The 24,911-nt window shown below is 61.2% G+C and carries 25 protein-coding genes; 10 read left to right on the top strand and 15 right to left on the bottom strand.

Annotated elements, in window-relative coordinates; translation table 11 throughout:
* Positions 1–14: 14 nt before the first annotated feature.
* Positions 15–1,025, bottom strand: coding sequence for an HAD family hydrolase (locus BSP75_RS10420; protein ID WP_253186625.1), 1,011 nt, complete (start codon positions 1,023–1,025; stop codon positions 15–17).
* A 340-nt stretch (positions 1,026–1,365) separates the two neighbouring features.
* On the opposite strand from BSP75_RS10420, the gene BSP75_RS10415 reads away from it, so the two are divergent.
* Positions 1,366–2,544 carry an MFS transporter gene (locus BSP75_RS10415; protein ID WP_075113118.1) on the top strand — a complete coding sequence of 393 codons (1,179 nt, stop codon included), beginning with the start codon at positions 1,366–1,368 and terminating at the stop codon, positions 2,542–2,544.
* Between the two features lie 99 nt (positions 2,545–2,643).
* Here the strand turns inward: BSP75_RS10415 and BSP75_RS10410 are convergent, their stop codons facing one another.
* The 8 genes from BSP75_RS10410 to BSP75_RS10375 form a co-directional block, all read right to left on the bottom strand.
* Positions 2,644–3,252, bottom strand: a complete 609-nt coding sequence (locus BSP75_RS10410; protein WP_075113117.1) for a DoxX family protein — start codon at positions 3,250–3,252, stop codon at positions 2,644–2,646.
* Positions 3,253–3,273: 21 nt separating this feature from the next.
* Positions 3,274–4,044: a putative DNA-binding domain-containing protein gene (locus tag BSP75_RS10405; protein WP_075113116.1), complete on the bottom strand. Its 771-nt coding sequence runs from the start codon at positions 4,042–4,044 to the stop codon at positions 3,274–3,276.
* Positions 4,037–4,894 carry a DUF692 domain-containing protein gene (locus BSP75_RS10400; RefSeq protein WP_075113115.1) on the bottom strand — a complete coding sequence of 286 codons (858 nt, stop codon included), beginning with the start codon at positions 4,892–4,894 and terminating at the stop codon, positions 4,037–4,039. Before BSP75_RS10400 ends, BSP75_RS10405 begins: the two co-directional genes overlap by 8 nt.
* Positions 4,882–5,211 carry a hypothetical protein gene (locus BSP75_RS10395; protein ID WP_005337569.1) on the bottom strand — a complete coding sequence of 110 codons (330 nt, stop codon included), beginning with the start codon at positions 5,209–5,211 and terminating at the stop codon, positions 4,882–4,884. The genes BSP75_RS10400 and BSP75_RS10395 overlap by 13 nt, the downstream gene beginning before the upstream one ends.
* Complete coding sequence (locus BSP75_RS10390; RefSeq protein ID WP_042081514.1) at positions 5,204–6,163, bottom strand: MBL fold metallo-hydrolase; 960 nt, start codon at positions 6,161–6,163, stop codon at positions 5,204–5,206. Before BSP75_RS10390 ends, BSP75_RS10395 begins: the two co-directional genes overlap by 8 nt.
* Before the next feature lie 121 nt (positions 6,164–6,284).
* Positions 6,285–6,395, bottom strand: a complete 111-nt coding sequence (gene cydX / locus BSP75_RS10385) for a cytochrome bd-I oxidase subunit CydX (RefSeq protein WP_005337572.1) — start codon at positions 6,393–6,395, stop codon at positions 6,285–6,287.
* Positions 6,396–6,411: 16 nt separating this feature from the next.
* Positions 6,412–7,551 (bottom strand): cytochrome d ubiquinol oxidase subunit II, encoded by a 1,140-nt coding sequence (gene cydB, locus BSP75_RS10380; protein WP_075113114.1) that lies wholly within the window; start codon positions 7,549–7,551, stop codon positions 6,412–6,414.
* A complete protein-coding gene (locus BSP75_RS10375; protein WP_075113113.1) occupies positions 7,551–9,122 on the bottom strand; it encodes a cytochrome ubiquinol oxidase subunit I in 1,572 nt (523 codons plus the stop codon). The genes cydB and BSP75_RS10375 overlap by 1 nt, the downstream gene beginning before the upstream one ends.
* Before the next feature lie 122 nt (positions 9,123–9,244).
* Between BSP75_RS10375 and BSP75_RS10370 the strand changes: the two genes are divergently transcribed.
* Positions 9,245–10,675: a PLP-dependent aminotransferase family protein gene (locus BSP75_RS10370; protein WP_075113140.1), complete on the top strand. Its 1,431-nt coding sequence runs from the start codon at positions 9,245–9,247 to the stop codon at positions 10,673–10,675.
* 56 nt (positions 10,676–10,731) lie between these two features.
* Here BSP75_RS10370 and BSP75_RS10365 read toward each other — a convergent pair whose 3' ends face one another.
* Positions 10,732–11,370 (bottom strand): tellurite resistance TerB family protein, encoded by a 639-nt coding sequence (locus tag BSP75_RS10365; RefSeq protein WP_075113112.1) that lies wholly within the window; start codon positions 11,368–11,370, stop codon positions 10,732–10,734.
* 138 nt (positions 11,371–11,508) lie between these two features.
* Between BSP75_RS10365 and BSP75_RS10360 the strand changes: the two genes are divergently transcribed.
* A complete protein-coding gene (locus BSP75_RS10360) occupies positions 11,509–11,976 on the top strand; it encodes an acyl-CoA thioesterase (protein ID WP_075113111.1) in 468 nt (155 codons plus the stop codon).
* A 94-nt stretch (positions 11,977–12,070) separates the two neighbouring features.
* The gene (gene rsmS, locus BSP75_RS10355) at positions 12,071–12,226 is read left to right on the top strand and encodes a pleiotropic regulatory protein RsmS (RefSeq protein WP_075113110.1); all 156 of its coding nucleotides are present in this window, start codon (positions 12,071–12,073) and stop codon (positions 12,224–12,226) included.
* A gap of 70 nt (positions 12,227–12,296) precedes the next feature.
* Here rsmS and BSP75_RS10350 read toward each other — a convergent pair whose 3' ends face one another.
* Entirely contained in the window at positions 12,297–13,139 is an 843-nt protein-coding gene (locus BSP75_RS10350) for a LysR family transcriptional regulator (RefSeq protein ID WP_075113109.1), read from the bottom strand.
* Positions 13,140–13,248: 109 nt separating this feature from the next.
* On the opposite strand from BSP75_RS10350, the gene BSP75_RS10345 reads away from it, so the two are divergent.
* A complete protein-coding gene (locus BSP75_RS10345) occupies positions 13,249–13,779 on the top strand; it encodes a nucleoside deaminase (RefSeq protein WP_075113108.1) in 531 nt (176 codons plus the stop codon).
* Entirely contained in the window at positions 13,772–15,058 is a 1,287-nt protein-coding gene (locus BSP75_RS10340) for a cyanate transporter (protein WP_075113107.1), read from the top strand. Before BSP75_RS10345 ends, BSP75_RS10340 begins: the two co-directional genes overlap by 8 nt.
* 106 nt (positions 15,059–15,164) lie before the next feature.
* Here BSP75_RS10340 and rluF read toward each other — a convergent pair whose 3' ends face one another.
* The 4 genes from rluF to BSP75_RS10325 form a co-directional block, all read right to left on the bottom strand.
* On the bottom strand, positions 15,165–16,181 hold the full coding sequence (rluF, locus tag BSP75_RS10335; RefSeq protein ID WP_075113106.1) for a 23S rRNA pseudouridine(2604) synthase RluF: 1,017 nt from the start codon (positions 16,179–16,181) through the stop codon (positions 15,165–15,167).
* Positions 16,171–16,293, bottom strand: coding sequence for a hypothetical protein (locus BSP75_RS22090; protein WP_005350832.1), 123 nt, complete (start codon positions 16,291–16,293; stop codon positions 16,171–16,173). Before BSP75_RS22090 ends, rluF begins: the two co-directional genes overlap by 11 nt.
* A gap of 246 nt (positions 16,294–16,539) precedes the next feature.
* Entirely contained in the window at positions 16,540–16,908 is a 369-nt protein-coding gene (locus BSP75_RS10330) for a VOC family protein (protein ID WP_075113105.1), read from the bottom strand.
* Positions 16,909–17,071: 163 nt separating this feature from the next.
* Positions 17,072–17,539, bottom strand: a complete 468-nt coding sequence (locus BSP75_RS10325) for a hypothetical protein (RefSeq protein WP_075113104.1) — start codon at positions 17,537–17,539, stop codon at positions 17,072–17,074.
* Positions 17,540–17,693: 154 nt separating this feature from the next.
* Between BSP75_RS10325 and BSP75_RS10320 the strand changes: the two genes are divergently transcribed.
* From BSP75_RS10320 to rsxC, 4 genes are all read left to right on the top strand, one after another.
* Complete coding sequence (locus tag BSP75_RS10320; protein ID WP_075113103.1) at positions 17,694–20,837, top strand: DEAD/DEAH box helicase; 3,144 nt, start codon at positions 17,694–17,696, stop codon at positions 20,835–20,837.
* 181 nt (positions 20,838–21,018) lie between these two features.
* The gene (gene rsxA / locus BSP75_RS10315) at positions 21,019–21,600 is read left to right on the top strand and encodes an electron transport complex subunit RsxA (protein ID WP_005337600.1); all 582 of its coding nucleotides are present in this window, start codon (positions 21,019–21,021) and stop codon (positions 21,598–21,600) included.
* A gap of 2 nt (positions 21,601–21,602) precedes the next feature.
* Positions 21,603–22,181, top strand: a complete 579-nt coding sequence (rsxB, locus tag BSP75_RS10310) for an electron transport complex subunit RsxB (protein ID WP_005350799.1) — start codon at positions 21,603–21,605, stop codon at positions 22,179–22,181.
* A 14-nt stretch (positions 22,182–22,195) separates the two neighbouring features.
* Positions 22,196–24,910 (top strand): electron transport complex subunit RsxC, encoded by a 2,715-nt coding sequence (gene rsxC / locus BSP75_RS10305; protein WP_075113102.1) that lies wholly within the window; start codon positions 22,196–22,198, stop codon positions 24,908–24,910.
* Position 24,911: the final 1 nt, after the last annotated feature.

The following is a 24,911-nucleotide window of genomic DNA, read 5'->3' as shown; positions in this document are numbered from 1 at the left end:
CTGCAGCCCCGCAATCAGGGTGCGTTCTGACAGAGGGCGGGATCGAACACCTGATTCCAGTCTGATTTCATATCGACCACCACCCAGCCCCGCGCTTTTGCCTGCGCCAGCCCGTCGATCAGCTTGCCGCTGGCTGGCGGATGGCTGTCGTAGGCGTATTCGCGCTTGGCATCGGTGTGGTGTACCAGCAGGCCAAAGGTGTGGTAATCCGGGTTGGTCGAGGTGTATTGCAGCATGGGCACGTCGCCATCACTGTTGCCAAAAGCCGCCACAGGGCGCTGTCCCATAAAGAGGTGAATAGCCGCCGGTTTCGCCTTGCCATCATCAAAGAAGGCGCCGTTCATGGTCTTGCGGATCTCGCTGCCCTCCCCGGTCAGGGCAAACTCGCCGAGGGTAAAGGAGCCAATCACCTGCTGGGGCGGGATGCCATACATCTGCTCGGACATCACCCGCATAAAGTCGACGCCACCGCCGGAGACAATCCAGGTCTGGAAGCCATTATCCCGCAGATACCCCAGCAGCTGCTTCATCGGCAGATAACCGAGCTGATCGTAGTGGCAGTCAAAACGGGGATCCTTGCTGCTGTTGACCCAGCGGCTGACCCGCTCGGCAAACTCGGTGGTGGTCATGCCGCTGTGGGTCAGCCCCACCAGCTTGGCGAGCCCCTTCTCCCCCGATTTGGCCACGGCCTTGAGGTCATTGTTCAGCACTGCCGCGACGATGGGGTCGGTCTTCCACTCCGGGTGTTCAGGGGCCAGGCGCTTGATCTCGTCCATCGCAAACTGCAGCTGATAGGTCATGGGCGCTTCCGGCCAGAGGGTGCCGTCATTGTCAAACACCACATGGCGCTTCTCTGGCGGAATAAAGGTGGGCAGCTGCTGATCGGTGGCATTGGTCACCCAGCGGGTAATCGCCTGCTTGGCTGCCGTGTCATTCCAGGCAGAGAGGGGATCGCTCTGGCCAGCCTGTACCGCAAAGGCACCGCACAGCAGCAAAAGAGAGGAGAGTCGGTTCAATGTCATCATGTTACCTGTCAGCTGGATATTGCCTGTAGATGAAAGCGCGCGGCCATCACACCACCGGCGCACATGGATTCAACACACACGGGTTTAACAGGGACAACCCTATGGCGGCCAGCTTGTACAGGAGCTTAAGCAAGCTCAGAAAAGGAGCAGCGCTTATCCCGTTCTGCGAGGCAGATCACTTCGTTACGCTCGCGCGGCGGGCAACGCAATCCCCTCCCACTCAGCGTTATTGCTGCTGATTTGGCAAAAGTAATTTGATGTCACCGTCATTTTTGCCAACAAATCGCATCGGCATACTGGCGCCATTCTCCCGTCGGGAGTCCCTAACCAAGGAGTTGTTATGCCACTGGCGTTATTTGCCCTCACCCTGAGTGCCTTTGCGATCGGCACCACCGAATTTGTGATCGTGGGGCTCATCCCCACCATAGCCCAGCAGCTCAATGTCTCGCTCCCCTCGGCGGGCCTGTTGGTCAGCCTCTATGCCCTTGGCGTAGCCATCGGCGCCCCCGTGCTCACGGCGCTCACCGGCAAGGTGCCGCGCAAGTGGCTGCTGGTGGGATTGATGGCGCTCTTTACCGCTGGCAACCTGCTGGCCTGGCAGGCCCCCGGTTACGAGAGCCTGATTGTGGCCCGCATCCTCACCGGATTGGCGCACGGGGTCTTCTTCTCGGTGGGCAGCACCATCGCCACCGGCTTGGTAGCCAAAGAGAAGGCGGCGAGCGCCATCGCCATCATGTTCAGTGGCCTTACCGTGGCGCTGGTGACCGGCGTACCGCTTGGCACCTGGATTGGTCAGGTCTTTGGCTGGCGTGAAACCTTTCTGGTGGTCAGCCTGCTCGGCCTGGTCGCCATGGTAGGTAGCCTGCTGCTGATCCCGAACAACCTGCCCAAGGGGGCGGCCTCGACCATCCGCGAACAGCTTTCGGTGCTCACCAAGAAACCGCTGCTGCTGGTCTATGCCAAAACCGCCCTCGGTTACGGCGGCGCCTTCACGGCGTTTACCTTCCTCGCCCCCATCCTGCAGCAGGTGAGCGGCTTTAGCGCCGGTGCAGTGAGCCTGATCCTGTTGGTGTACGGGGTATCGGTCGCCATCGGCAATATCTGGGGCGGCAAGCTGGCCGACAAAATGGGCCCCCTGCCCGCGCTGAAGCTGCTGTTTGCCGGTCTCGCGCTGGTGCTGCTGACCCTCACCTTCACCGCACCCCATCCGGTGCTGGCGGTACTGACCGTACTGGTGTGGGGCGCCTTTGCCTTCGGCAACGTGCCGGGTCTGCAGGTGCTGGTGGTCAAACAGGCCGAGCTGCACACCCCCAACGCAGTGGATGTGGCATCGGGCCTCAATATCGCCGCCTTCAACGTCGGCATTGCGCTGGGATCTGTGGTCGGTGGTTTTGTGGTGGAGCACCTCGGCCTGATGCACACCCCCTGGATCGGTGCCCTTATCGTGCTGCTGGCCTACGGGCTGACCCATGTCAGCGAGCGCCGCGAAGCCGTCCGGCTCGCCGCCTGTCAGGCATAAGCTGCGCCAGCAGGCAGCTCTGCCTTCTCCCGTCATCAAATAAAAACGAGCGGCTTATGCCGCTCGTCTCTTTTCACGCTCTGTTATTTTTGTTGGTTGTTATGCCGTGCGAGAAACCACTGCCCCCTTGTTCACCGCCCGCTTGAGCCAGTAGTCGAGACTGACGTAGCGGCCACCACCGTAAACCAGCAGCACCAGCAGCATCACGAAGTAGGTAGCAGCAAACTCCATCCCGTTGTTGAGCATCACGGGATCCCCGAGCTCGGTGATGTAGTTGTAGCGACCGGGGAAGTTGGCGGCCAGCCACTCGATAAAGCCGTTGAGGCGCACAGTGGCCTCCATGCTGCCGGTGGCGATGGCATCCCAGCCGTGCTTCCAGTGCACCATGGCGCTCGCCACGCTCATCAGGAAGATGGTGGGAATGGCCATGATGCGGGTAAAGAGGCCAAGGGCGATGCAGATGCAGCCCAGCACCTCGGTGCCCGCCGCCAGAAAGGCGAGCAGGGTCGGGAACGGCAGGTTGAGCCCCCCTTCCGAGATCGGCGCGCCAAACCAGGCGACCGTGCCGGCAAAGCCCATCACCTTGGAGTGGGCCCCCACATAGATGACCGGAATGAGATAGAGGCGAATGGCCAGCAGGGCCAGAAAATCGAGCTGCTTGCACTGGGCCACCGCCCGCTCGTACCACTGGATCAGAGTGTTGTTCATGGGAATTCTCCTTGGTGTTTGTTAAATGAGGGGCAAGGGGGCGCCGGTCTGGCGCTCGCCGACGGGCAGGATCAACAGACCCAGCCGGTGAAAATGGCGCGCCCACTCGATCAGATCAAAGTCACTGCGAACCTGTTGCACCTGTTGCTGGAACGCCGCTTGGGTGATCCCCGGCTGCTGTTGCAGCAGCTGGATCAGCGCGACATCCCATTCGCGCAACCGCTGGGTCACCACCTGATGATCCGGACTGCGAAACAGACCATAGAAGTGATTGCCCTGCCGGGTCGGCAGCACGCCGCTGCGACGAATGGCAAAGGGGAGCTCTAGCAGTTGCAGGGTGGGATTGAGCCCAAGCGGACTCTCCGCCGTTACCTCCTCCCCCGGCAACACTGACGGCACCACCCCTTGGTCAATCTCGACACAGAGGCAGGCCCACTCGTACTCCAGCAGCGCCAGCCGCTGTCTGGGCCAGTTGAGAGAGCCCTCGCTGTGGCGATGCTGCACATAGCGGACAAACTCGGTGGCGATATGGTGAAACTCGGGAGCTTCGGCGCCGTGCGCGATAACAAAGCCCTCCACCAGCTGCCACCTGTCCACCTGCGCCCAGTGAGCGTGGGTGAGCGGAAAAGCGCTCTCCAGCACCGACTCCACATTGGCGCGCACGCTGCGGGCATAGTGGCTGGCGATGCCATCCTGCGGTAGCCGCACCCGGCTCGCCAGCCAGGCGGTCTGCTGCTGCATCCGCTGTGGCGCCGTTTTGGGCGCAGTGATCAGTGATAACCGTCTATCCATAGCGTACCTCCCGCACCTGACTGTCGATCGCCTCGCAACAGGCGCCGTGCACCCGCGCCAGCTCGGCCTCCAGCTCTGCCAGCGGTGGCAGATGGTGATCCCGCTCCAGCAGCAGGGGGCGCAGGCCGTGGGTCTGTACCGTATAACGGGCCAGCGCCACCACCTCCTCACAGACCGGACGACCATGGGTATCCAGCAAGGTGCCGTCCGCCTCTTCCAGATGACCGGCGATATGGAAGTAACGGATCGCAGTGCCCGGCAGCCCGGCAATCATCCGCTTGGGGCAGTAACCGTGGTTGCGGCTGTTCACAAAGACGTTGTTGATATCGAGCAGCAGCTCGCAACCGCTGCGCGCCACCAGCTCGGCGAGAAAATCCTCCTCCGGCATCTCGTAGTCATAGCCGTGGTAGTAGGAGATATTTTCCAGCACCAGCGGGCGGGCCAGCGCCTCCTGCACCGGCGCGATCCGCTCTGCCAGATAGGGGATGTTCTCCCACTGGCGCGGCACCGGTAGCAGTTCGTAGAGATAACCCTGTTGGTCGCGGGAAAAGCTCAGGTGCTCGCTGTAGATCCCGATACCGAACTCATCCAGAAAGGTGCGGATCTGGCTGAGCAGGGTGCGGTTGAGGGGCTGACAATCGCCGAGGGAGAGGCTGAGGCCGTGGGCCACCAGCGGGTAACGCTCGGCCAGCTGATGCAGCTGCGCCCGCTTGGCTCCGCCTATAGCCATCCAGTTCTCCGGTGCCAGCTCGAGAAAGTCGATGCCGGGGCGGACGGGGCCGGAGCAGAGCGCATCCAGATGCTCCTGACGCAGCCCGATCCCCCGACTGCGGGAGCTTATTGGCCGCATACCCCCTCCGTCATCTTGCTGCCCTTGCTGGATGTATTGCCATCAATCCCCTCGCCCGCCACGCCACACTTGCCATCGCGGGCGCGCACCAGCCGCCCCTGCGGATCACTGTCGAGGGCCTGCTTCTCGAAGCGCTTCTCGGTGCCGCACTTGCCCGCCGCACACTTGCCGCCGTGCTGTTCGCTGGGGGCGGCCTTGACCGGCGCATCGCTCGGGGTGGCCGCCAGCGCCAGCCCCGGAGTCAGGGCAATCAGGCTGGTCATGGCGATGGAGAGGGTCAGTTTGCCGGTGGTTTTGTTGCTGCTTGAGTTACTCATGGGCGGACTCCTTGACGGATGAAACGGGATAGCTGGAGAGATCGCGGGCGGCCACGATCTGGCCGTGGAATTGCTGTTTGACGATGGCCATCGCCTCTTTCTTGTGATTGAGGCCAACCCCCATCCAGTGGTTGAGCACCAGCAGCTTGGGGTTTACCTCGGCGGCAATTTTGGCCACCACAGATGGCTTGGCATGAAGCGAGGCGGAGACCGGGTCGGCCCCTTCGTGGATGGCGAGCGGCATCACCAGAATGTCGGCCCCCTTGGCAAACGGCACAAAGGCCGGGTTGCTGCCGTTCTGATCTGCCGAGATAACGATGGTCCCCTCGGCGCTCTCGATGCGATAGGCCAGACAGGGCACGTCACCGTGAGGGATGCCGAGCGCCGTGATGGTCAGCCCATCCTGCTGATAGACGGTGTGAGGCTGCGGGCTCTGGTAGGGCACATCGTGCAAGGTGATGGGGAAGAGGCCATCGGTGCCATCCTTGAAGCCGCTCAGGTAGGCATAAGCGCCCTTGTCCTTGTTGAAGAGGGCATCGAAGTAGCCGCTCATGCTGGGGAAGGCCGAGCCGGCCTCTGGCCCCGCCAGATCCAGCGGATCGCTGCGCTCGAAGAAGTAGGCTCCCTTGAGCAGGGCGGGCAGGTCGGTCACATGGTCGGTGTGAAAGTGGGTGATGCCGATAAAATCGACCTCTTCGAGCTTGGCCCCCGCCTGGCCGAAGCGCAGGTAGACGCCGCCACCGGCATCGATCAGGATGCGGGATTTCCCCTTCCACCAGATCACCTCGCTGGAGGAGGCGCGAAGGTCGTCGGAGATGGGGCCGCCACTGCCGAGCACCTGCAGGGTGAAGGTTTTATCCAGTGGCGTCAGTTGTACCGGTTCGGCACAGGCCGGGGCGACGGTGAGCGCGCACCCGATGGCCAGCGCCACCGCTTTCAATCTCTGTTTCATCACAATTACCTGTCGGTTGGTTGTCGGTTGAAAGTGTGTCGTTTAAAGAGGGGGAGAGAGGGGCCGATGGCGACGTGTGAACGCCAGACACCGGCCGTGGCGGGGCGCGAGCCCCCCGCCGTCAGTTACCGTCCCGTTCGTCCGCCTGCCAGCGCGCTTCCAGCCAGAGCAGGTTGCACAGGCCCAGCAGCAGGGCGAATCCGAGGCCCAAAATCCAGGTGAAGTACCACATAGCAGATCCCTTGAGGTCAGTAGAGTTGATGGCTGTCGCGCTTGATGCGGGCGCGGTCAAGCTTGCCGCGCACCACCCGATAGACCCAGCCGGTGTAGCCGAGGTTGACCGGCATCAGCACCAGCACGATGCCAAACATGATGGCCAACGTCTTGTAGCTGGAGGTGCCATCCCACAGGGTCAGGCTGCTGACCGCATCAAGGGATGAGGGCAGCACGAAGGGGAACAGGGCGATGGCCACCGAGCAGAGCATGGCGGCGCAGGCCATGGCGCTGGCCAGCAGCGCCATCCGGCCCCGCTCCAGCCAGGCGGCAATCCCGCTCACCAGCGGCGCCAGCGCCCCGATGATCGGCACCAGCCACAGCAGCGGCTGCTCGTGGTAGTTGTGCAGCCAGCCAGCGACATACGGGGTGACCCCCTTCATCAACGGGCTGATGGCGGCATTCGGGTCAAAGGGTTGTGTGCCCACACCGGTCAGCTGAAACCCTTGCAGATCCACCAGATGCCAACCGGCCAGCAGGTAGCAGAGGGTCACCAGCGGGGCCAGCAGGATGGCGATACCCCGTGCGCGCAGGGCGGGCGTCCCCGTGACCTTGGCTTGCAAGAAGCTGGCGCCGTGCAGCAGCAACAGGCTGATAGCGGTGGCCAGCACCGAGAGCAGCCAACCCCAGTGGAAGTCGAACGCGCCATAGTGCAGACGCAGCGCCGTGTCGAAGCGAAACGGCAGCCCCTCCATCACCAGACCGATAGCAGCACCGAGGATCAAGGTTGGTATCAGGCCACCGGCCACCAGCGCCCGATCCCACCAGCGGCGCCACACCGGATCGGCCAGCTTGCTGCGATAGTCAAAACCGACCGGACGCAGGAAGAGCCCGAGCAGCAGCACCACCATGGGGATATACAGCGCCGAGAAAGCGGCGGCATAGACCAGCGGCCAGGCGGCGAACAGGGCGCCGGCCCCGGCGATCAGCCACACCTGATTGCCCTCCCACACCGGCCCCACGCTGTTGATCACCAGTCGGCGGTCGTCGTCATCTTTCGACACCACCGGCAGCAGCATGGCGATGCCGAGATCGAAGCCATCCATCACGATAAAACCGACCATCATGAAGAGCACCAGCGCCCACCAGATGAGTTTCAGGGTTGCGTAATCCATCAGGCGATCCTCGCAAGTTCGGGTTGTTCACCGCTGTAGCGGCCGGTATGGAGAATGGCGGGCCCCTTGCGGATCACATGGCGCAACAGGAACAGCTCCACCACCAGCAACAGGGTGTAGATGGAACAGATAGCAATCAGGCTGAACCAGAGTTGGCCCGGCTGAAGCAAAGAGACCGAGGCCGATACCGGCAGCACGTCGCTGATGGTCCAGGGTTGACGGCCGAGTTCGGCCACCAGCCAGCCTGCCTCGATGGCAATCCAGGGCAGCGGAATGCTCCAGAGCAGGGTCTTGAGCAGCCGTGGCGAGTCTTGCAGCCGGTTGCGACAGAGCTGGACAAAGCTCACCACCATCAGCCCCAGCATGGTGACACCAAGCCCCACCATCACCCGAAAGCCCCAGAAGAGCGGCGCCACTGGCGGGATGGAGTCATCGACCGCTTTGGCAATCTCCGCCTCACCGGCCTTGGCGATATTGCTGGCATAGGGGGTCAGCAGCATGCCGTAGCCGAGATCCTTGCCGTGCTGCTCGAAGCGGGCACGGTTGGCCGGGGTGTCATCGCCCTGCCGGATCTGGTCGAGGGCTTCGGCCGCCACCATGCCGCTGCGAATGCGCGCCTCGTTCTGCACCTTGATATCCTTGAGGCCGGTCACCGCCTCGTCGATGGAGCGGGTAGCGATGATCCCCATCAGATACGGGATCTTGATGGCTGCGTGGGTGGTTTCCGCCTGCTGATCCGGGAAGCCGAACAGGGTAAAGGAAGCCGGGGCTGGCTCGGTCTCCCACTCCGCCTCGATGGCGGCGAGCTTCACCTTCTGCACCTCGCCGGTGCGATAGCCAGACTCATCCCCCAGCACAATGACCGAGAGGATGGCCGCCAGCCCGAAGCCGGAGGCAATGGCAAAAGAGCGCAGGGCAAACTGCACTTCCGTCTTGCGCAGCAGATACCAGCTGCTCACCCCCATCACAAACATGGAGGCGGCCACATAGCCCGCCGCAACGGTGTGAACGAACTTCACCTGCGCCACCGGGTTGAACAGCACGGCGGCGATATCCACCAGCTCCATCCGCTGGGTCAGCAGGTTGAACTCGGCCCCCACCGGGTTTTGCATCCAGCCGTTGCCGATCAGGATCCACAGTGCCGAGAGGTTGGAGCCGAGCGCCACCAGCATGGTCACCAGCAGGTGCTTGCCGCGGGAGAGCTTGTCCCAGCCGAAGAAGAAGAGCCCCACCAGGGTCGATTCGAGGAAGAAGGCCATCAGCCCCTCGATGGCCAGCGGGGTACCGAAGATGTCCCCTACATAGTGGGAGTAATAAGCCCAGTTGGTGCCAAACTGAAACTCCATGGTGATCCCCGTGGTGACCCCCATGACGAAGTTGATGCCAAACAGTTTGCCCCAGAAGCGGGTGATGTCCTGATAGATCACCTTGCCGGTCATCACATAAGCCGACTCGGCGATCACCAGGATCCAGGACAGCCCCAGCGTGAGGGGCACAAACAGGAAGTGGAACAGGGCCGTGGCGCCAAATTGCAGGCGCGACAGGCTGACCACGTCATCCGGATTGATCATGCGTCACTCTCTTTTGTTGTATTTGCCTTGCACGTTTCGTGCGTGACAAGTACATCACGGAGCATGACACCTATAACAGATGCAGTTATATTGAATTACACCTATAACAGTTGATCCAGATCATGTCCCTTTACCAGCAGTTGGCCGACCGCCTGCAAAGCCAGATCGACGATGGCATCTGGCAACCGGGGGAGCGCATCCCCTCCATTCGCCAGAGCTGCAAGACCCACGGGCTCAGCCCCATGACGGTGTTGCAGGCCTATCAACTGCTCGAAAGTCAGGGGCGGATCCTCGCCCGCCCCCAGTCCGGCTACTACGTCAAAGCCGCCTCACCACAGGTCGTGCAGCACACGCCGAGCCAGACTCACTACAGCGGCTCGGTGGATATCAACGATCTGGTGTTCGAGGTGTTGCAGGCGAGCAAATCACGGGATCTGGTGCCCCTTGGCATGTCGGTAGCAGACCCGACCCTGTTCCCCCATCCCCAGCTCGGGCGGGCGATGGCCAGCTGCATGCGCAAGCTCGATCCCTTCAGCACGGTGGCCGACCTGCCCCCCGGCAACGAGGCGCTGCGCCGCGCCATCGCCCAGCGCTACGCCAGCGACGGGGTGGCGGTCAATCCGCAGGAGATCATCATCACCACAGGCGCCATGGAGGCACTCTCCCTCAGTCTGCAGGTGCTGACCGAGCCCGGTGACTGGGTAGTGGTGGAGTCCCCCACCTTCTATGGTGCCCTGCAGGCCATCGAGCGGCTGAAACTCAAGGCGGTGGAGATCCCGGTCATTCCGGGGGTGGGCATCGATCTCGACCTGCTGGCCGACGCCCTCACCCGTATTCCGGTCAAGGCGTGCTGGCTGATGGGCAATGTGCAGCACCCGCTGGGCCACACCATGCCGGATAGTCACAAAGCGCGGCTGATGGCACTGCTCAACAGCCATGGGGTGCCGCTGGTGGAGGATGACGTCTATGCGGAGGTCTACTTCGGCCGCGAGCGCCCCAAACCCATCAAGCACTGGGATCAGCGCGGTGACAGCCTGCTCTGCAGCTCCTTTTCCAAGTGTCTGGCGCCGGGCTTTCGGGTCGGCTGGGTGGTGGCGGGGCCCCATGCCGAGCGGGTGCAACGGTTGCAACTGATGTCCACCCTCTCCACCAATGTGCCGAGCCAGCTGGCGCTGGCCGAGATGCTGCGCCAGGGCGGGGTCGATGCCCACTTTCGCCGCCTGCGCCACACCCTGGCCCAGCGCCAGCAGCAGATGCGGGCGGCCCTGCAACGGCTGTTGCCGGGTGAAGTGAGCATCTCCTCCCCCGATGGCGGCTACTTCCTCTGGCTGGCGCTGCCTGCCCATTTCGACAGCCGTACCCTGCACGCCCAGGCACTTGGCAGCGGTTTTTCAGTGGCCCCCGGCGCGCTCTTCTCCAGTCAGGGGCAACACAACCACTGCTTGCGCCTCAATAGCTCCCATCCCTGGAGCGAGCAGCTGGAGCAGGCCCTCACCCGGCTGGCGGCACTGATTGCCGTACAGCTAGGCAAAGATCAACTTGGCGAAAACTGAAAACAACAACGCCCCTTGAGCGGGGCGTTATCGGCAATCCATGGCGGTGAGGGGTATCAGGCGGGGGCGTTAAGTTGCGCCACCTGCCGCTCGATACTTCCTTTCAGGTTCTCATCGAGCTTGAGGGCGCGTGCCAGCTCGTCGAGATAGCCTCGCTCCATAAAGTGATCCACCTCGATGGCAAGCAGGGAGGCGAGATAGACCTCGGTGGCCAGCTCCATGTCGGTCACTTCCCGCGCCAGCGCGTGGGGATCGAGGGGACGGGCCAGCTCAGCGTCAATCCAGCGGGCCACATCGCTCTGGCCCTGCTCGGTCAGGTACTCCTGAATTTTCTGGCGCTCGGCGCCGTCGATATGACCGTCGGCCCGGGCTGCCGCCACCATGGCGCGCACCAAAAGCGCCGCGCGGGCATCCAGCGCATTGCCTTCAAGAGAGCTGATGGGATGAGTGGGCTGGGCGGGTGCCGCCTGCTGGGCCTGCCAATCCTGATAGAGCTTGAAGGCCAGCCCGCCAAGGGCTGCAGCGCCGCCCACGGCAGCGGCCTTGCCACCATATTTGCGCACCTTTTTATTGCCCAGCAGCAGACCGAGCGCGCCACCGGCCAGCGCCCCCTGCATCTGCCCCTTGCGCTTGTCGCCCCCGTCATTGAGCCAGCCTTTGCCAGCCCCCAGCAACTGTTCCAGCATCTGTTTCATGGTGTCACTCCTGCGGCTATGTTCGCGTCGATAGAGCAAGATAGTGACCCCGCCCCCCTGAATCGGGGATGAACCCTTGACCGGGCAGCGCGATAGGGCAAAGCTCAGGGAAACTCTTCAGGCAATAAGGATGTGACTGTGCCCAATCGCGAACTGACCCTGCAATTTCTGGCCGAACCTTCCGACGTCAATTTCGGCGGCAAGGTTCATGGCGGCATGGTGATGAAGTGGATCGATCAGGCGGGCTATGCCTGCGCCGCGGGCTGGTGCGGCGGCTATGCGGTGACCGTCTATGTGGGGGGGATCCGCTTTTTGCGCCCCATCCAGATTGGCCAGCTGGTGGAGGTGCACGCTCAGGTGATCCACACCGGCACCACCAGCATGCATCTGGCGGTGGATGTCTACAGCCGCCACCCCACCGAGACCGAGCGCCACAAGACCACCCACTGCATCATCATCTTTGTGGCGATGGACGAGCAGGGCAAACCGACCCCGGTGCCCCAGTGGCAGCCACTGAGCGAGAGCGATCTGCAGTTGCAGCTCTACGCCAAAAAGCTGATTGCCCTGCGCGAGGAGATCGACAAGGAGATGCGCCAGCACCTCTGACCCGGGTGCCTCACAGCCCGATACCACGGGCGCTTTCGGCCAACGGCGGCGCCCCTGTATAATCCCCCCTCTTCCCGCAACCGGAACCCTGCCCATGACACTGGAAACTGCCCCGCCCGAGGTAAAACTCGCGGTGGATCTGATTGAACTGCTGGAAACCAATAAGCTGGCCCCAGAGCTGGTGCTGGCAGCGCTGGCCATCGTGAAAAAGGATTACGAGCGCAAGTTGGCGGAGGGGAAGGATCTCTAATCCAATCCTGCCCTTTGTCTCGCTTCTCGTCGCCTTCTCTTCCCGCCCAAACCTTTCCCCGCATCGTCACTCATTGCGGCCCCATCACCTCGTCGCAGAGGGCGATCAGGGCTGCACTCAGGCGGCTGAGCGGCTCGTCCCCGCTTCCCCCGGCATGCAGCGCCAGCTCCACCGGCGCCACCTTGGGCCACTGGGTCAGGGCCAGCTGATCGGCTGGCATCAGCCGTTTGGGCAGCAAGCTCACGCCGATGCCTGCACTCACAGCCCCCTGCAAGCTGGCGAGACTGGCGCTGACATAGGCGATGCGCCAACGCCGTCCCAGACCATCGAGCACCTCGGTCATCTGCCGCCGATAGAGCCCTTCGCTCGGGAACACCACCAGCGGCAGCGGATCCCGTTCCCGGGCGGGCCAGTCGCGGCTATCGACCCACACCAGCGGTTCGCGCCAGCTGGCAAGGGGCGAACCCTGCCCACGCGTCTGCTTGACCAGCGCCAGATCCAGCTCTCCCGCCGCGAAGCGCTGCCAGATCTCGTGGCTCAGGCCGCTTTGCACCTCCAGCCGCACCTCGGGGTAGTCGCGGGCAAAGGCGGCCAGCACAGGGGTGATGGCACCTGCGGCGAAATCCTCCGGCACCCCGAGGCTGAGCGCCACGCTCCCCTCGGTCACCTGCTCCTCGGCCTGCGCCAGCAGCGCCAGAATGCGGCGTGCCAGCCCCAGCAATTTTTCCCCCTCCGCCGTTGCGACCACCTGACGGCCAGCGCGATCCAGCAGCGGGCAGCCGAGCTGCTGCTCAAGCCTGCGGATCTGCTGGCTGATGGTGGATTGGGTCAGATGGACCCGTTCACCGGCGCGGGTAAAGCTGCCGGTGTCGATAATGGCGACAAAACTGCGCAGTAACAGGGGATCCAGCATGGGGCGCTCCATTTACAAAACCACTGAAACCTATTCTATCATTTAATTTCCAAATGACTTTAGACCCCGCTAGGCTGGCGTTTCTTCCGTCAAATCAGGGTTTGTCACCATGTCACAGCCTCTTGTAGCGTCTACCCCTCTTCGCTCGCTCACCCCATCGACCTCACTCCAGACTCACCAACAGTGGCTGGAGCAGGCGGTGCAGCTGGCCAGAGCAAATCACCGGCAGGGGGGCCGCCCCTTCGCCACGCTGCTGGTGCGAGATGGCCAGTTGGTGGCGAGCGCGGTCAACGGCATCCATCTGGATGGGGATCCCACCCGTCACGCCGAGCTGGAAGCGCTGCGCAAGGCAAGCCAGTGCGGGCCGCTGGCGGGGGCCATCGTCTATGCCAGCGGCCACCCCTGCCCCATGTGCCTCGGCGCGCTGGTGATGAACGGCATCGCCGCCGTCTATTACGCCTTTGATAACGCCGATGCGGCCCCGTTCGGCTTTGACAGCACCGCCGCCTATCAACAGCTGGGGCTGACCCTTGCGCCGCAACCGCTGCCGCTGATCAAATTGTCCGTCTCCATGACGGCGGCTGATCTCTACGGCCCCCAGTTGCAACAAGCCACGCAAGCAGCGCCTGAACATGAATAAAGGGACAAGCGAACGCCCGGCAGAGGCGCACCGCCAGCAGTTTGCCCTGCTGGTGCTGGTGATCCTGATTGGCCTGAATCTGCGCCCCTTTCTCACCGCCATCGGCCCGCTGGCCCAAGCCATTGACCAGCGGCTGGCACTGGGGATGGACACTCTCGCCTGGCTCACCCTGCTGCCGCTGTGGCTGATCGGGATTGGTGTGCTGCTCACCCCCAGCCTGCGTCGGCGCGCCAGTGCGCGCCAACTGCTGGGGGCGGCCCTGCTGCTGCTCGGCATTGGCAGCGCCATCCGCTTCGATGCCCAAAGCGGCGCCTTGCTGATCGCCAGCGCAGCGCTCTGTGGATTGGGGTCGGCACTGGTGCAGGGGGTGCTACCGGCACTGATCAAGCAAGCGTTCGCCCACAAGGTGCCGCTGGTGATGGGGATCTTTTCTGCCTGCATGATGGGGGGCGGGGCATTGGGGGCCAGTCTCACGCCACGGCTGGCGGCCAGCCTCGACTGGTCACGGGCACTGGCGCTCTGGAGCCTGCCGGTGCTGCTGGCCCTCGTCTGGCTAGGGTGGAAAGTGCGTCTGCCACGGGCCGCTGCGGTCGCGATTCCCCACGGCGAGCAGCGGCTGATCACCCTGCCCCGCAGCTGGTTGCTGATCGTCTGCTTTGGCATCATCAACAGTGGTTACGGCATCGTGGTGGCCTGGCTGGCCCCCGCCTATATGGCGCAGGGCTGGAGCGCCGCGCAGGCGGGCGAGCTGGTCGCCTGGTTGGCACTGGCGCAGACCGCCAGCGGCCTCGGCCTGCCGCTGCTGGCCGCCCGCAGTCTGGATCGGCGGCCGTGGATGGGGCTTACCATCGCCATGCAGCTGGCGGGATTTGGTGGTCTCTGGCTGGCGCCAGCCAGTGCCCCCATTCTCTGGTGCATGCTGTGCGGCGCCGGTCTTGGCGGAAGCTTTTCCCTCATCATGGTGATTGCGCTCGATCACCTGCCCGACCCGCGCCGCGCCGGTACCCTGAGCGCCTTGATGCAGGGATTCGGCTTTATGCTGGCGGCCACCGGACCCTGGGTGGCCGCACGGCTCTATCACTATGTGGGCGACTTCGCGGCCGCCTGGCAGTGGCAACTGGGGGGCTTGCTGCTGATGAGCCTGCTGGTAGTGCGCCTCGACCCGCGCCACTATCCCAAGGTGATGCGACTGCCTTTCCATCTGTCAGATAGCAGTGAGCCAGATAGCCCTCAGCCAAATAACGGATTGACCGTAACCGGGGAGAAACGGCCAGCCTGATCTGGCGCAAGCAGCCCCACTATCCGGTGGGCAACAAACAACACAAACAAAACACCGGCCAAAGGCCGGTGTTTTTATGCTCTAAAGCGAGGGATAGCGGTGAAACTCAGCGCCCCTTCTTTTGCCGCCCGGCGTTAGCGGTGCGCGGCTTGCCGGCGGCCGGTTTGCCACCCTTGGGGGCCGCTTTTCCGGCGCCGCCCTTATTGGCAGCCCCTTTACCCGCGCCGACCTTGCCCACCGGAGGCTTCTTCTCGAAGGCTTCCGGGCCCGGCACATTGGGGCGACCGCCAATCTCGTGGTCGTCATCGCGGCGCAGCTTCTTGCCCTGCCCCGGCTTGGCGGCTTGCGCCGCTGGGGCCTTGGCCGCCTTCGGTTTTTCACCCTTCGCCGGTTTTACCTCGGAGGAGGAGTCCTCAATCAGCTTGAACAGCTCGATCAGCTCGTCGTCGGTCAGATCGCGCCACTCGCCCACCGGCAGCCCCTTGAGGCTGACGTTCATGATGCGGATGCGTTCCAGCTTGGTCACTTCAAAACCGAAGTGCTCGCACATGCGGCGGATCTGGCGGTTCAGCCCCTGCACCAGGGTGATGCGAAAGACGAACGGCGCCTCTTTCTTCACCTTGCACTTCTTGGTGACAGCACCGAGGATCGGCACCCCGGCCGCCATGCCGCGCACAAACTCGTCGGTCACCGGCTTGTCGACGGTCACCAGATACTCTTTCTCGTGATCGTTGCCCGCCCGCAGGATCTTGTTGACCAGATCGCCGTGGTTGGTGAGGAAAATAAGGCCCTGCGAATCCTTGTCCAGTCGCCCGATGGGGAAGACCCGGGTGCTGTGGTTGACGAAATCGACGATGTTGTCCTTCTCGCCCGCCTCTGTGGTACTGACGATGCCCACCGGCTTGTTAAGGGCGATAAAGACCAGACTGTCCGCCTCGCGCGGCTCAATCACTTGCCCGTTCACCTTGACCAGATCGCCAACCTGTACCTGATCGCCAATCCCGGCCCGCTTGCCGTTGATAAAGACGTGGCCCTGCTCGATAAAGCGGTCGGCCTCGCGGCGCGAGCAGATGCCGCTCTCGCTGATGTATTTGTTCAGGCGCATGGATTCGTTAGCCAGCATGGGTCACCTGCCACAGGGTCTGGGCCGCGCCCGGTTGTGCCATTGCCTGTTCCGGCTGCGCCGGGGAGGCTGTCTGCTGCATCAGCCAATTCACTACGTCAAAGTTCTGCATACCATTCCATCTTCAAAAAAGGCCAATGCCAGCTTATCCATCAAAAAACGCCGCTACATTAGCATATTGCCCCGTCCAGCACGCCGGATAGTTCACTGATCGCCCCAGCCAAAGGCACAAATTGGGGCAGTATCACGGTCACAAGGGGGTAAACAAGGATACCGCCAAGGAGGAACAGAGAGGATTTAACCGGCAAAGCGGCAATGAAAATCAGGAGCTCATAAGGCATCGGGCGTATCAGCGCTGTCAGGGGTAGCGGCTGACCTCAATCAGGTTCTGGTCCGGGTCGAGGAAGTAGACAGATTCTATCGGCCCACAGGCACCGCTTTTGGTCACCGGCCCCTCGACAATCTCCACCCCGTGGCAGGCAAGCTGGGCCATCACCTGCTCCAGCGGCCAGCGGGTGATAAGGCAGATATCTCCCGACCCCACCTGCGCCCGATTGCGCGGCTCCTGCCCCAGCAGTTGCAGATTGATCTTCTGGTTGCCAAACCCCACCGCCCGGCGCCCTGCACCGAAGGTGATGGCCTCCATATTGAGCACCGAGCTGTAAAATGCCACGGCCCGTTCGATATCGCTGACCGTCAATACCAGATGGTCGATATGGCTGATCATGGTTACCTCCTGGTGGTGATCTGGCTGATGTGACCGACATCTGCCCGCAAGCATCCGACTGTCGCCGCCACGGCGGGCAACCCCATCTTACCCGGCAAGGGGAAGCCCATGTGTGCCGTGGCGCGCAAAGCGAGCGCAAATGATCTGGTCAGATAAACTCGCCTCACTGCACCGCTGCGCACGCTTTATTCCGCTGGGCCAGCAGAGCTTCATCGTCACTGTCCATTGCCGCCAGAATCGCCTGATTGCAGGCGCGCTCCGCCAGCTTGGCAGGACTCTGCTTGGCATCCCCAATCTCTGCAATCATCGGCCGATAACTGACGGCCGCCGAGCAGTACATGGTGCGAAATTTGGGCAGTTGCCAACTGCTGTCATCCTGCCGGGTCAAGTCATCACACAGCTTGTGAAACAGGGCGGACGCCTTGACCGTGCACTGGCTAAAGCGCCGCACATCCTGCTGGTAGGGACGACAGACGCTCGGCTGCTGGATCTGCCACAGCTGAAACGAGAAGGGTACTGATTCCCCCTCATACTGCACCGCCACGGTTTTAAGCTCGGTGCCATAGATATCTGAAATCTGCTGCTGAACCAGATTGAGATAAGCCGAAAAAAGATAGGAAACCGGATCCATCACCACCTCCCTGTGGTTGTCACTGCCGGGCTTTATTACCGAAAACCGGGGCGATTTTCAAACGAGTAACAGGCGACAACAGCTTACTGATTTGGTTGGAAAAAATGATACTCTTCTCGCCACCCTCATGTACAACGTTCAAGGCTAAAGTGCGATGCAACAATGCGGTATTTATGAACAGCTCATTACTCAACTGCTGACATCTCGACTCGACCGCGAGCGCTTTTACGTAGGGGAACGCCAACTTGAACCTGCCGAAGCGGCAGTCTGGTTATCCAGATTTCTGAGCCGGGTTTTGGAATATGCGGTGGGCTCGGTAACTGGAGAGGATCAGCTACAACGGCAGATCGAGCTGGCTAACCAGTTATTGCTTTGGCTAAAGGATCGCACCCAAGACCCAGACTTTATTGGCGAGAACCTCATCGATAGTCAGGGAAAAATTCTGACAGCGCTCTACCAGTTGGATAACCCCATCTCCGCCAATTTAAAGCAATATGCCGAGGATATTTTCCCTCTGACAGGTCTCACTCAGAGCGAACTGTTTTGTGGCAGCAATGCGGGTTTGTCGATGGAGTCGGAGATTAAACGGGAAATTTTATCGGCAGATAGCATCTGCTGGCTGGTCTCATTTATCAAATGGGCAGGTATCCGGATTTTCCGTCATGAGCTGGAAGAGTTCACTCGCAGCGGCCGCCAATTAAAAGTAATTACTACCTCTTATATGGGGGCGACCGATGCCAAGGCAGTTGAATTTTTAGCCAGCCTCCCAAATACCGAAGTCAAACTCAGCTATAACACCCAGCGCGAGCGGTTGCATGCCAAGAGCTATCTCTTTTGCCGAAATACCGGCTTTCATACCGGCTATATAGGTTCCTCCAATCTCTCTCACTCTGCCCTCACCAGCGGCTTGGAGTGGAACCTAAAAATCACCTCGCAAGAGATCCCTCATATTATCGAGAAATCCCTGAGTACCTTTGAAACCTATTGGGAATCCGATGATTTTGAGCTGTTTGATGGCAAGCTCGAAAGCCGTACAAAATTGCAGCATGCACTGCAAGAGGCCCGTGGGGATGGTGACAAAAATAGCCCTGCCTATTTCTTTGATATCACGCCGTTTCCCCATCAACAGGAGATCCTTGAACAATTGGCGATGGAGCGCGCTTTACACCAGCGCTTCCGTAACTTGGTGGTTGCGGCCACCGGTACAGGGAAAACCCTGATCTCCGCTTTTGATTTTGCGCGTTTTCTGAAAACCAAACCCGACGCCAAGTTCCTGTTTGTCGCCCACAAAGAGGAGATCTTGCGCCAAGCATTAGCCTCGTACCGCGGTGTGCTCAAGCAATCCAATTTTGGCGAACTCTTAGTCGGCGGCGCCGTGCCAACCCACTACCGTCAACTATTTGCCTCGGTGCAATCCTTGAATAACCAGCTGGCTAATTTACGTCTTAGCCCAGATTATTTCGATTACATCGTCATTGATGAGGTTCACCATATTGCGGCGGCCAGTTATCGCGGTCTGCTCGCCGCCTTTGAACCTCACATTCTGTTGGGATTAACCGCAACGCCAGAGCGCCATGATGGCGGTGATATTCTTGCCGACTTTTGTGGTGTCATCGCAGCAGAGATCCGCTTGCCCGAGGCCATCAATCGTCGCCATCTCTGTCCGTTCCAATATTTTGGTATCGATGATGATACTGACTTGCGCCAAGTGGCTTGGAAAAATGGCCGTTATGACATCACTGAACTCACCAATATCTATACCCACAATCAGCAGCGGGTACAGAAAATAGTCCAGAGCCTCAATGAGATCGTCACCGATATTACCAAGATCAAAGCGCTGGCATTTTGTGTGAGCCGTGAACATGCCAACTTTATGTGCAAGGCATTTTTATTGAAGGGCATCAAGGCTGACATCCTCACCAGCGATAATCGAGACGAGCGGCATAGTAAACAACAAGATTTGCGCACTGGGGTTATCAATATTCTCTGCGTGGTGGACATCTTCAACGAAGGGGTTGATATCCCGGAAGTCGATACCTTGCTGTTTTTACGACCAACGGAAAGCCTCACTATCTTCTTGCAGCAATTAGGGCGCGGCCTGCGGCTGGCGAGCGATAAAGAGTGCTGCACCGTGTTGGACTTTGTTGGCAATGCCCGTGCTGAGTATGACTTTGCCCAGAAATTCCGGGCACTGGTGGGTAAAACTAATAAGGCGATCAGCCACGAGATCAAACAGGGCTTCCCTCACGCCCCCTTGGGCTGCCGCATCGAACTCTCAAAACAGACCCAAGAGTTAATTCTGAGCAATATCAAAAAGGCGACCCTCAATACCTCACGCCTAATGTGCCTGATCCGCCGTTTCTCACAGGATTGCGATTTACCGCTGACGCTGGCGAACTTTTTGAAGTTCTACCCTCACATCAGCCTTGAGGAGATCTACAAGCGCGGTAACTGGAGCGCCTTGGTCAAACAGGCTAGCAACCATACCATTTCTGAAATGAGCGATGAGAAGCTGTCGACCCTCTACACCCGGGCCATCAAAACCCGGCTATTGGGCTGCGATGCGCTCCATTACTTGAAATTCTTACAAACCTTGGTGGCAGACGCCTTTACCTTAACGGCCGAACACGATGAACGGATGGCCTTGATGTGCCATTACGACTTCTGGCAACAGAGCGGCCCCAATGCAGGCTTTAGCTCCTTGGCGCACAGCCTGAAACAACTCAATCAACCAGAGTTAAGGGCCGAGCTGGCAGATCTGTTGCCCATGCTGCTCAACCGGGTGCAACACGAACAAAGCGCCATGCCAAACCTTCCCGGTAATCCGCTACAACTGCATGCTCGCTATGCCAGAGAGCTGGTGCTGGTTGGCTTTGGCGCGACCACCTTCGCGCAGCAACCCACGGCTCGCGAAGGGGTCTATGTCATCGCAGAGCAAAATATCGAGTTGCTGTTCGTGACCTTGAACAAAACGGAACAGCACTTCTCCCCCACTACCCGTTATCACGACTACGCCATCAACGAGTCGCTGTTTCATTGGCAGAGCCAAAACAGCGCTCGCCCAGAACGGGGTAAGGGGCTGAGTTACATAAACCACAGAGCAGAAGGTAAGCGCTTGTTTCTGTTCGTTCGTGAGCAGAGCAAAGATGAATTTGGCCGCACCCTTGGCTTTGTGAACTTTGGTGAGGTGGAGTACGTATCCCACACTGGCAGCCAACCGATGAACATTAAATGGCGTCTCACTACTCCGATGCCGCCATTTATGTGGAAAGAAGCCGCCAAACTGGCTGTTGGTTAGTAAGGCTTCTCACCCGGTGGGGATATGGCGCAAAACCCACCGGATTCTGGCCCAAAACCCCGGCTAAATTATCCAGTTGCATAATAACCATGCGGCCTTGCGGTTGTTTAACTGGCCCTAACGTCAGATAATACCGCCCGCCTTCAAACCCCGATAACCCGACTTTCAGTGACGGTAATTGATGACTGAGTACCTGCTTTTATTGATCGGCACCGTGCTGGTTAACAACTTCGTGCTGGTGAAATTCCTCGGCCTCTGCCCCTTTATGGGGGTCTCCGGCAAGCTGGAAACCGCCATCGGCATGGGGCTGGCGACCACCTTCGTGATGACCCTCGCCAGTGCCAGCTCCTATCTAGTGGAGCACTATATCCTGCTGCCGCTGGATATCGCCTATCTGCGCACCCTCGCCTTTATTCTGGTGATCGCCGTGGTGGTGCAGTTTACCGAGATGGTGGTGCGCAAGAGCAGCCCGACCCTCTATCGCCTGCTGGGGATCTTCCTGCCCCTCATCACCACCAACTGCGCGGTGCTCGGGGTGGCGCTGCTCAGCATCAATGAGCGACACGACTTTATCCAGAGCGTGATCTACGGCTTTGGCGCCGCCACCGGCTTCTCGCTGGTGTTGATCCTGTTCGCCGCCATGCGCGAGCGTCTGGTCGCCGCCGATGTGCCCGCCCCGTTTCGCGGGGTGTCGATTGCCATGATCACCGCCGGTCTGATGTCGCTGGCCTTTATGGGCTTTACCGGCCTTATCAAGATATAACCATGATCCATATTCTCTTTGCCATTCTGGTGCTCACCCTGCTGGCGCTGGCGTTCGGGATTATCCTGGGCTTTGCCGCCGTCAAGTTTCATGTGGAAGCAGACCCCATCGTCGATCAGCTCGATGCCCTGCTGCCCCAGACCCAGTGTGGCCAGTGCGGCTATCCCGGCTGCAAACCCTACGCCGAGGCGCTCGCCAACGGCGATCAGATCAACAAGTGCGTGCCCGGTGGCGAGGCCACCATGCGCAAGATTGCCGATCTGATGGGGGTCGAGCCCCAGCCACTGGGGGGCAGTGACGAGGCCGCAGTGCCGGTCAAGAAGGTCGCCTTTATCCACGAAGATCAGTGCATCGGCTGCACCAAGTGCATTCAGGCCTGCCCGGTGGATGCCATCGTCGGCGCCACCAAGGCGATGCATACCGTGATTGCCAACGAGTGCACCGGTTGCGATCTCTGTGTCGATCCCTGCCCGACCGACTGCATCGAGATGATCCCGGTGCCTACCACGGTCGATAACTGGAAGTGGGATCTCAATAACGTGCATGTTCCGGGCAAGATTCCGGTCAAGATAGTGGAATAAACAGCGGAGCAACCATGCATTCCTTACTCGAACGTATCAAAGCCGGCACGCTCTGGGACTTTCACGGTGGCATTCACCCCGCCGACAACAAGCTGCAATCAAGCCAGAGCCCGGTGGTAGACGCCGGTCTGCCGCCGCGCCTCATCATTCCGCTGCGCCAGCACGCAGGCCCCGCCGGCGATCTGCTGGTGCAGGTGGGCGACAAGGTCAAAAAAGGGCAGCCGCTGACCCGTTATGCCAAAGGGCGCACGGTGCCGGTGCATGCCTCCACCTCCGGCACCATCACCGAGATTGGCAACCACACGGTTGCCCACCCCTCCGGACTCGGCGATCTCTGCGTCATTCTCACCCCCGACGGCGAAGATGCCTGGGGCGAGCGCAATGGCAAACCCGATTACTGGAATCTGGAGCGGAGCGAGCTGCTCGAGCGCATCCAGCAGGCGGGGGTGGCGGGTCTTGGCGGTGCCGTGTTCCCGACCCACAGCAAGCTCGATGGCCGCGGCCAGCTCACCGAGATCCTGATCGTCAACGGGCTGGAGTGCGAACCCTATATCACCACCGACGATCGGTTGATGCAGCAGTATGCCGACGAGATCATGGATGGCATCCGGGTGCTCAAGCACCTGCTCAAACCGAAACTCACCCTGATCGGGGTGGAAGACAACAAGCCCGAGGCGATCGAGCAACTGACCCGCCACGCCACAGACGAGGATGTGCTGGTCAAGACGGTGCCGACCAAGTACCCCTCGGGCGGTGCCAAGCAGACCATCGAGCTGCTCACCGGCCGTCAGGTGCCCAAAGGCGGCCGCGCGGTCGATATCGGCATCATGGTGCTCAACGTCGCCACCGTGTTTGCCATCAAGCGCGCCATTATCGACGGCGAGCCGCTGATCGAGCGGATCGTTACCCTCACCGGGGACAGCTTCAAGAAGCCCGGCAACGCCTGGGTGCGCCTGGGGACGCCGGTGCGCTGGCTGTTGCAGCGTTTCGAGCTGCAACCGGAAGCGGAGCAGCGGGTCATCATGGGTGGCCCCATGATGGGCTTTACCCTGCCCCACGCCATGGTGCCTGTGGTCAAGGCCACCAACTGCCTGCTGGCGCCGACGCAGGCCGAACTGCCCGCCCCCGGCCCGGAGCAGCCCTGCATCCGTTGCAGTGCCTGCGCCGATGCCTGTCCGGCCACCCTGCTGCCGCAAGAGCTCTACTGGTACAGCCGGGCCAAGGAGTATGACAAGGCCGAGAAGCTCAACCTGATGGACTGCATCGAGTGTGGCGCCTGCGCCTGGGTTTGCCCGAGCGAAATCCCGCTGGTGCAGTACTACAAGATCGCCAAGGATGACATTCGCGAAGCCCGCGCCGAGGCCGAAAAAGCCGAGCGCGCCAAGCAGCGTTTCGAGGCCAAGCAGGCCCGTTTCGAGCGGGAGAAAGCGGCCCGCGAAGCGCGTCATGCCGAAGCTGCTGCCCAGCGCCGTCAGACCATGACGGCCGCAGGCGGGGAAGATCCGGTGGCCGCTGCGCTGGCCCGCATCAAGGCCAAGCAGGATGCCCCCATCACTGCCATTACCGCCACCGCCGAGGGCGTGCCCGACAACAGCGCCGTGATTGCCGCCCGCGAAGCCCGCAAACGGGAAGCGGAAGCCCGCCGCGCCGCCAAGCTGGCGGAAAGCGCAAACAGCGACACTGCCGCCGCTGCGCCGCAATCTGCCGAGGCGGTTGACCCCGCCAGCGATCCCAAGAAAGCGGCCATCGCCGCCGCACTGGCCCGCGCCAAGGCCAAGAAAGCCGCACAAGCGGGTGATAGCGCCGAGCCTGCGGCTACCGAAGCTGCGGCTGCGGCTGCGGTAGATGCTGATCAGCAAAAGGCAGAGGTTGATCCGAAAAAAGCGGCGATTGCCGCTGCCATCGCCCGTGCCAAAGCCAAAAAGGCCGAGGCCAGTGGCGAGCCGGTAAGCACAGATCACAGCGTGACAGCCGAGGCTGACACGCCAAGCGATGCGCCCACTGATCCCAAGAAAGCCGCAATTGCGGCCGCCATCGCTCGTGCCAAGGCCAAAAAGGCAGCCCAGCAGGGTGACGGCGCTGAGGGCGACCTGACTGCAAACGCAGGCACCAGCGAATCCGCTGCAACCCAAAGCGATGCGCCATCTGCGGTCAGCGAAGCGGTTGATCCCAAGAAGGCGGCAATTGCCGCAGCCATCGCTCGTGCCAAGGCCAAAAAGCTGGCGCTGCAGGGCGAAAGTGTCGGTGCTGAGGATGCGAAGAGTGAGCCTACTGCAAGCGCAGAGACCCGCGATGTGGCAGTAGCCAAGAGCGAAGTAAACACCAGCCAAAGCGATACGCCTGAAAGCGAAGCGGTCGATCCCAAGAAAGCCGCTATCGCCGCAGCCATCGCCCGGGCCAAGGCCAAAAAGCTGGCGCAACAGAGCGCAAGTACCAGTGCTGAAGTAGAGAGTGCCGGTACTCAGGTAGACAGTGCTGGAACTGAGGGTGAGCGCGCACCGGCTGAGCCGATGCAAAGCGATGCTGCCAGCAGTGAGCAACCACTTGCCGTCGCTGCCACGCCTGAAGCAAGCGCCCCTGAGGCTGATGTCCCGGTTGATCCGAAAAAAGCGGCCATTGCAGCCGCCGTGGCCCGCGCCAAGGCGAAGAAGCTGGCGGCCGAGGCAGCCAGAGCCGCAGAGACCGCCGCTGAAGATGTACCGTCAGCCGACCGAACAACCACAAGGTAAT

Origin of the sequence: Aeromonas sp. YN13HZO-058 (assembly GCF_001921245.1) — a bacterium.
GTDB lineage: Bacteria > Pseudomonadota > Gammaproteobacteria > Enterobacterales > Aeromonadaceae > Aeromonas > Aeromonas allosaccharophila.
The sequence above is the reverse complement of the archived record's forward strand: the minus strand, read 5'-3'. Positions and strand labels throughout refer to the sequence as shown.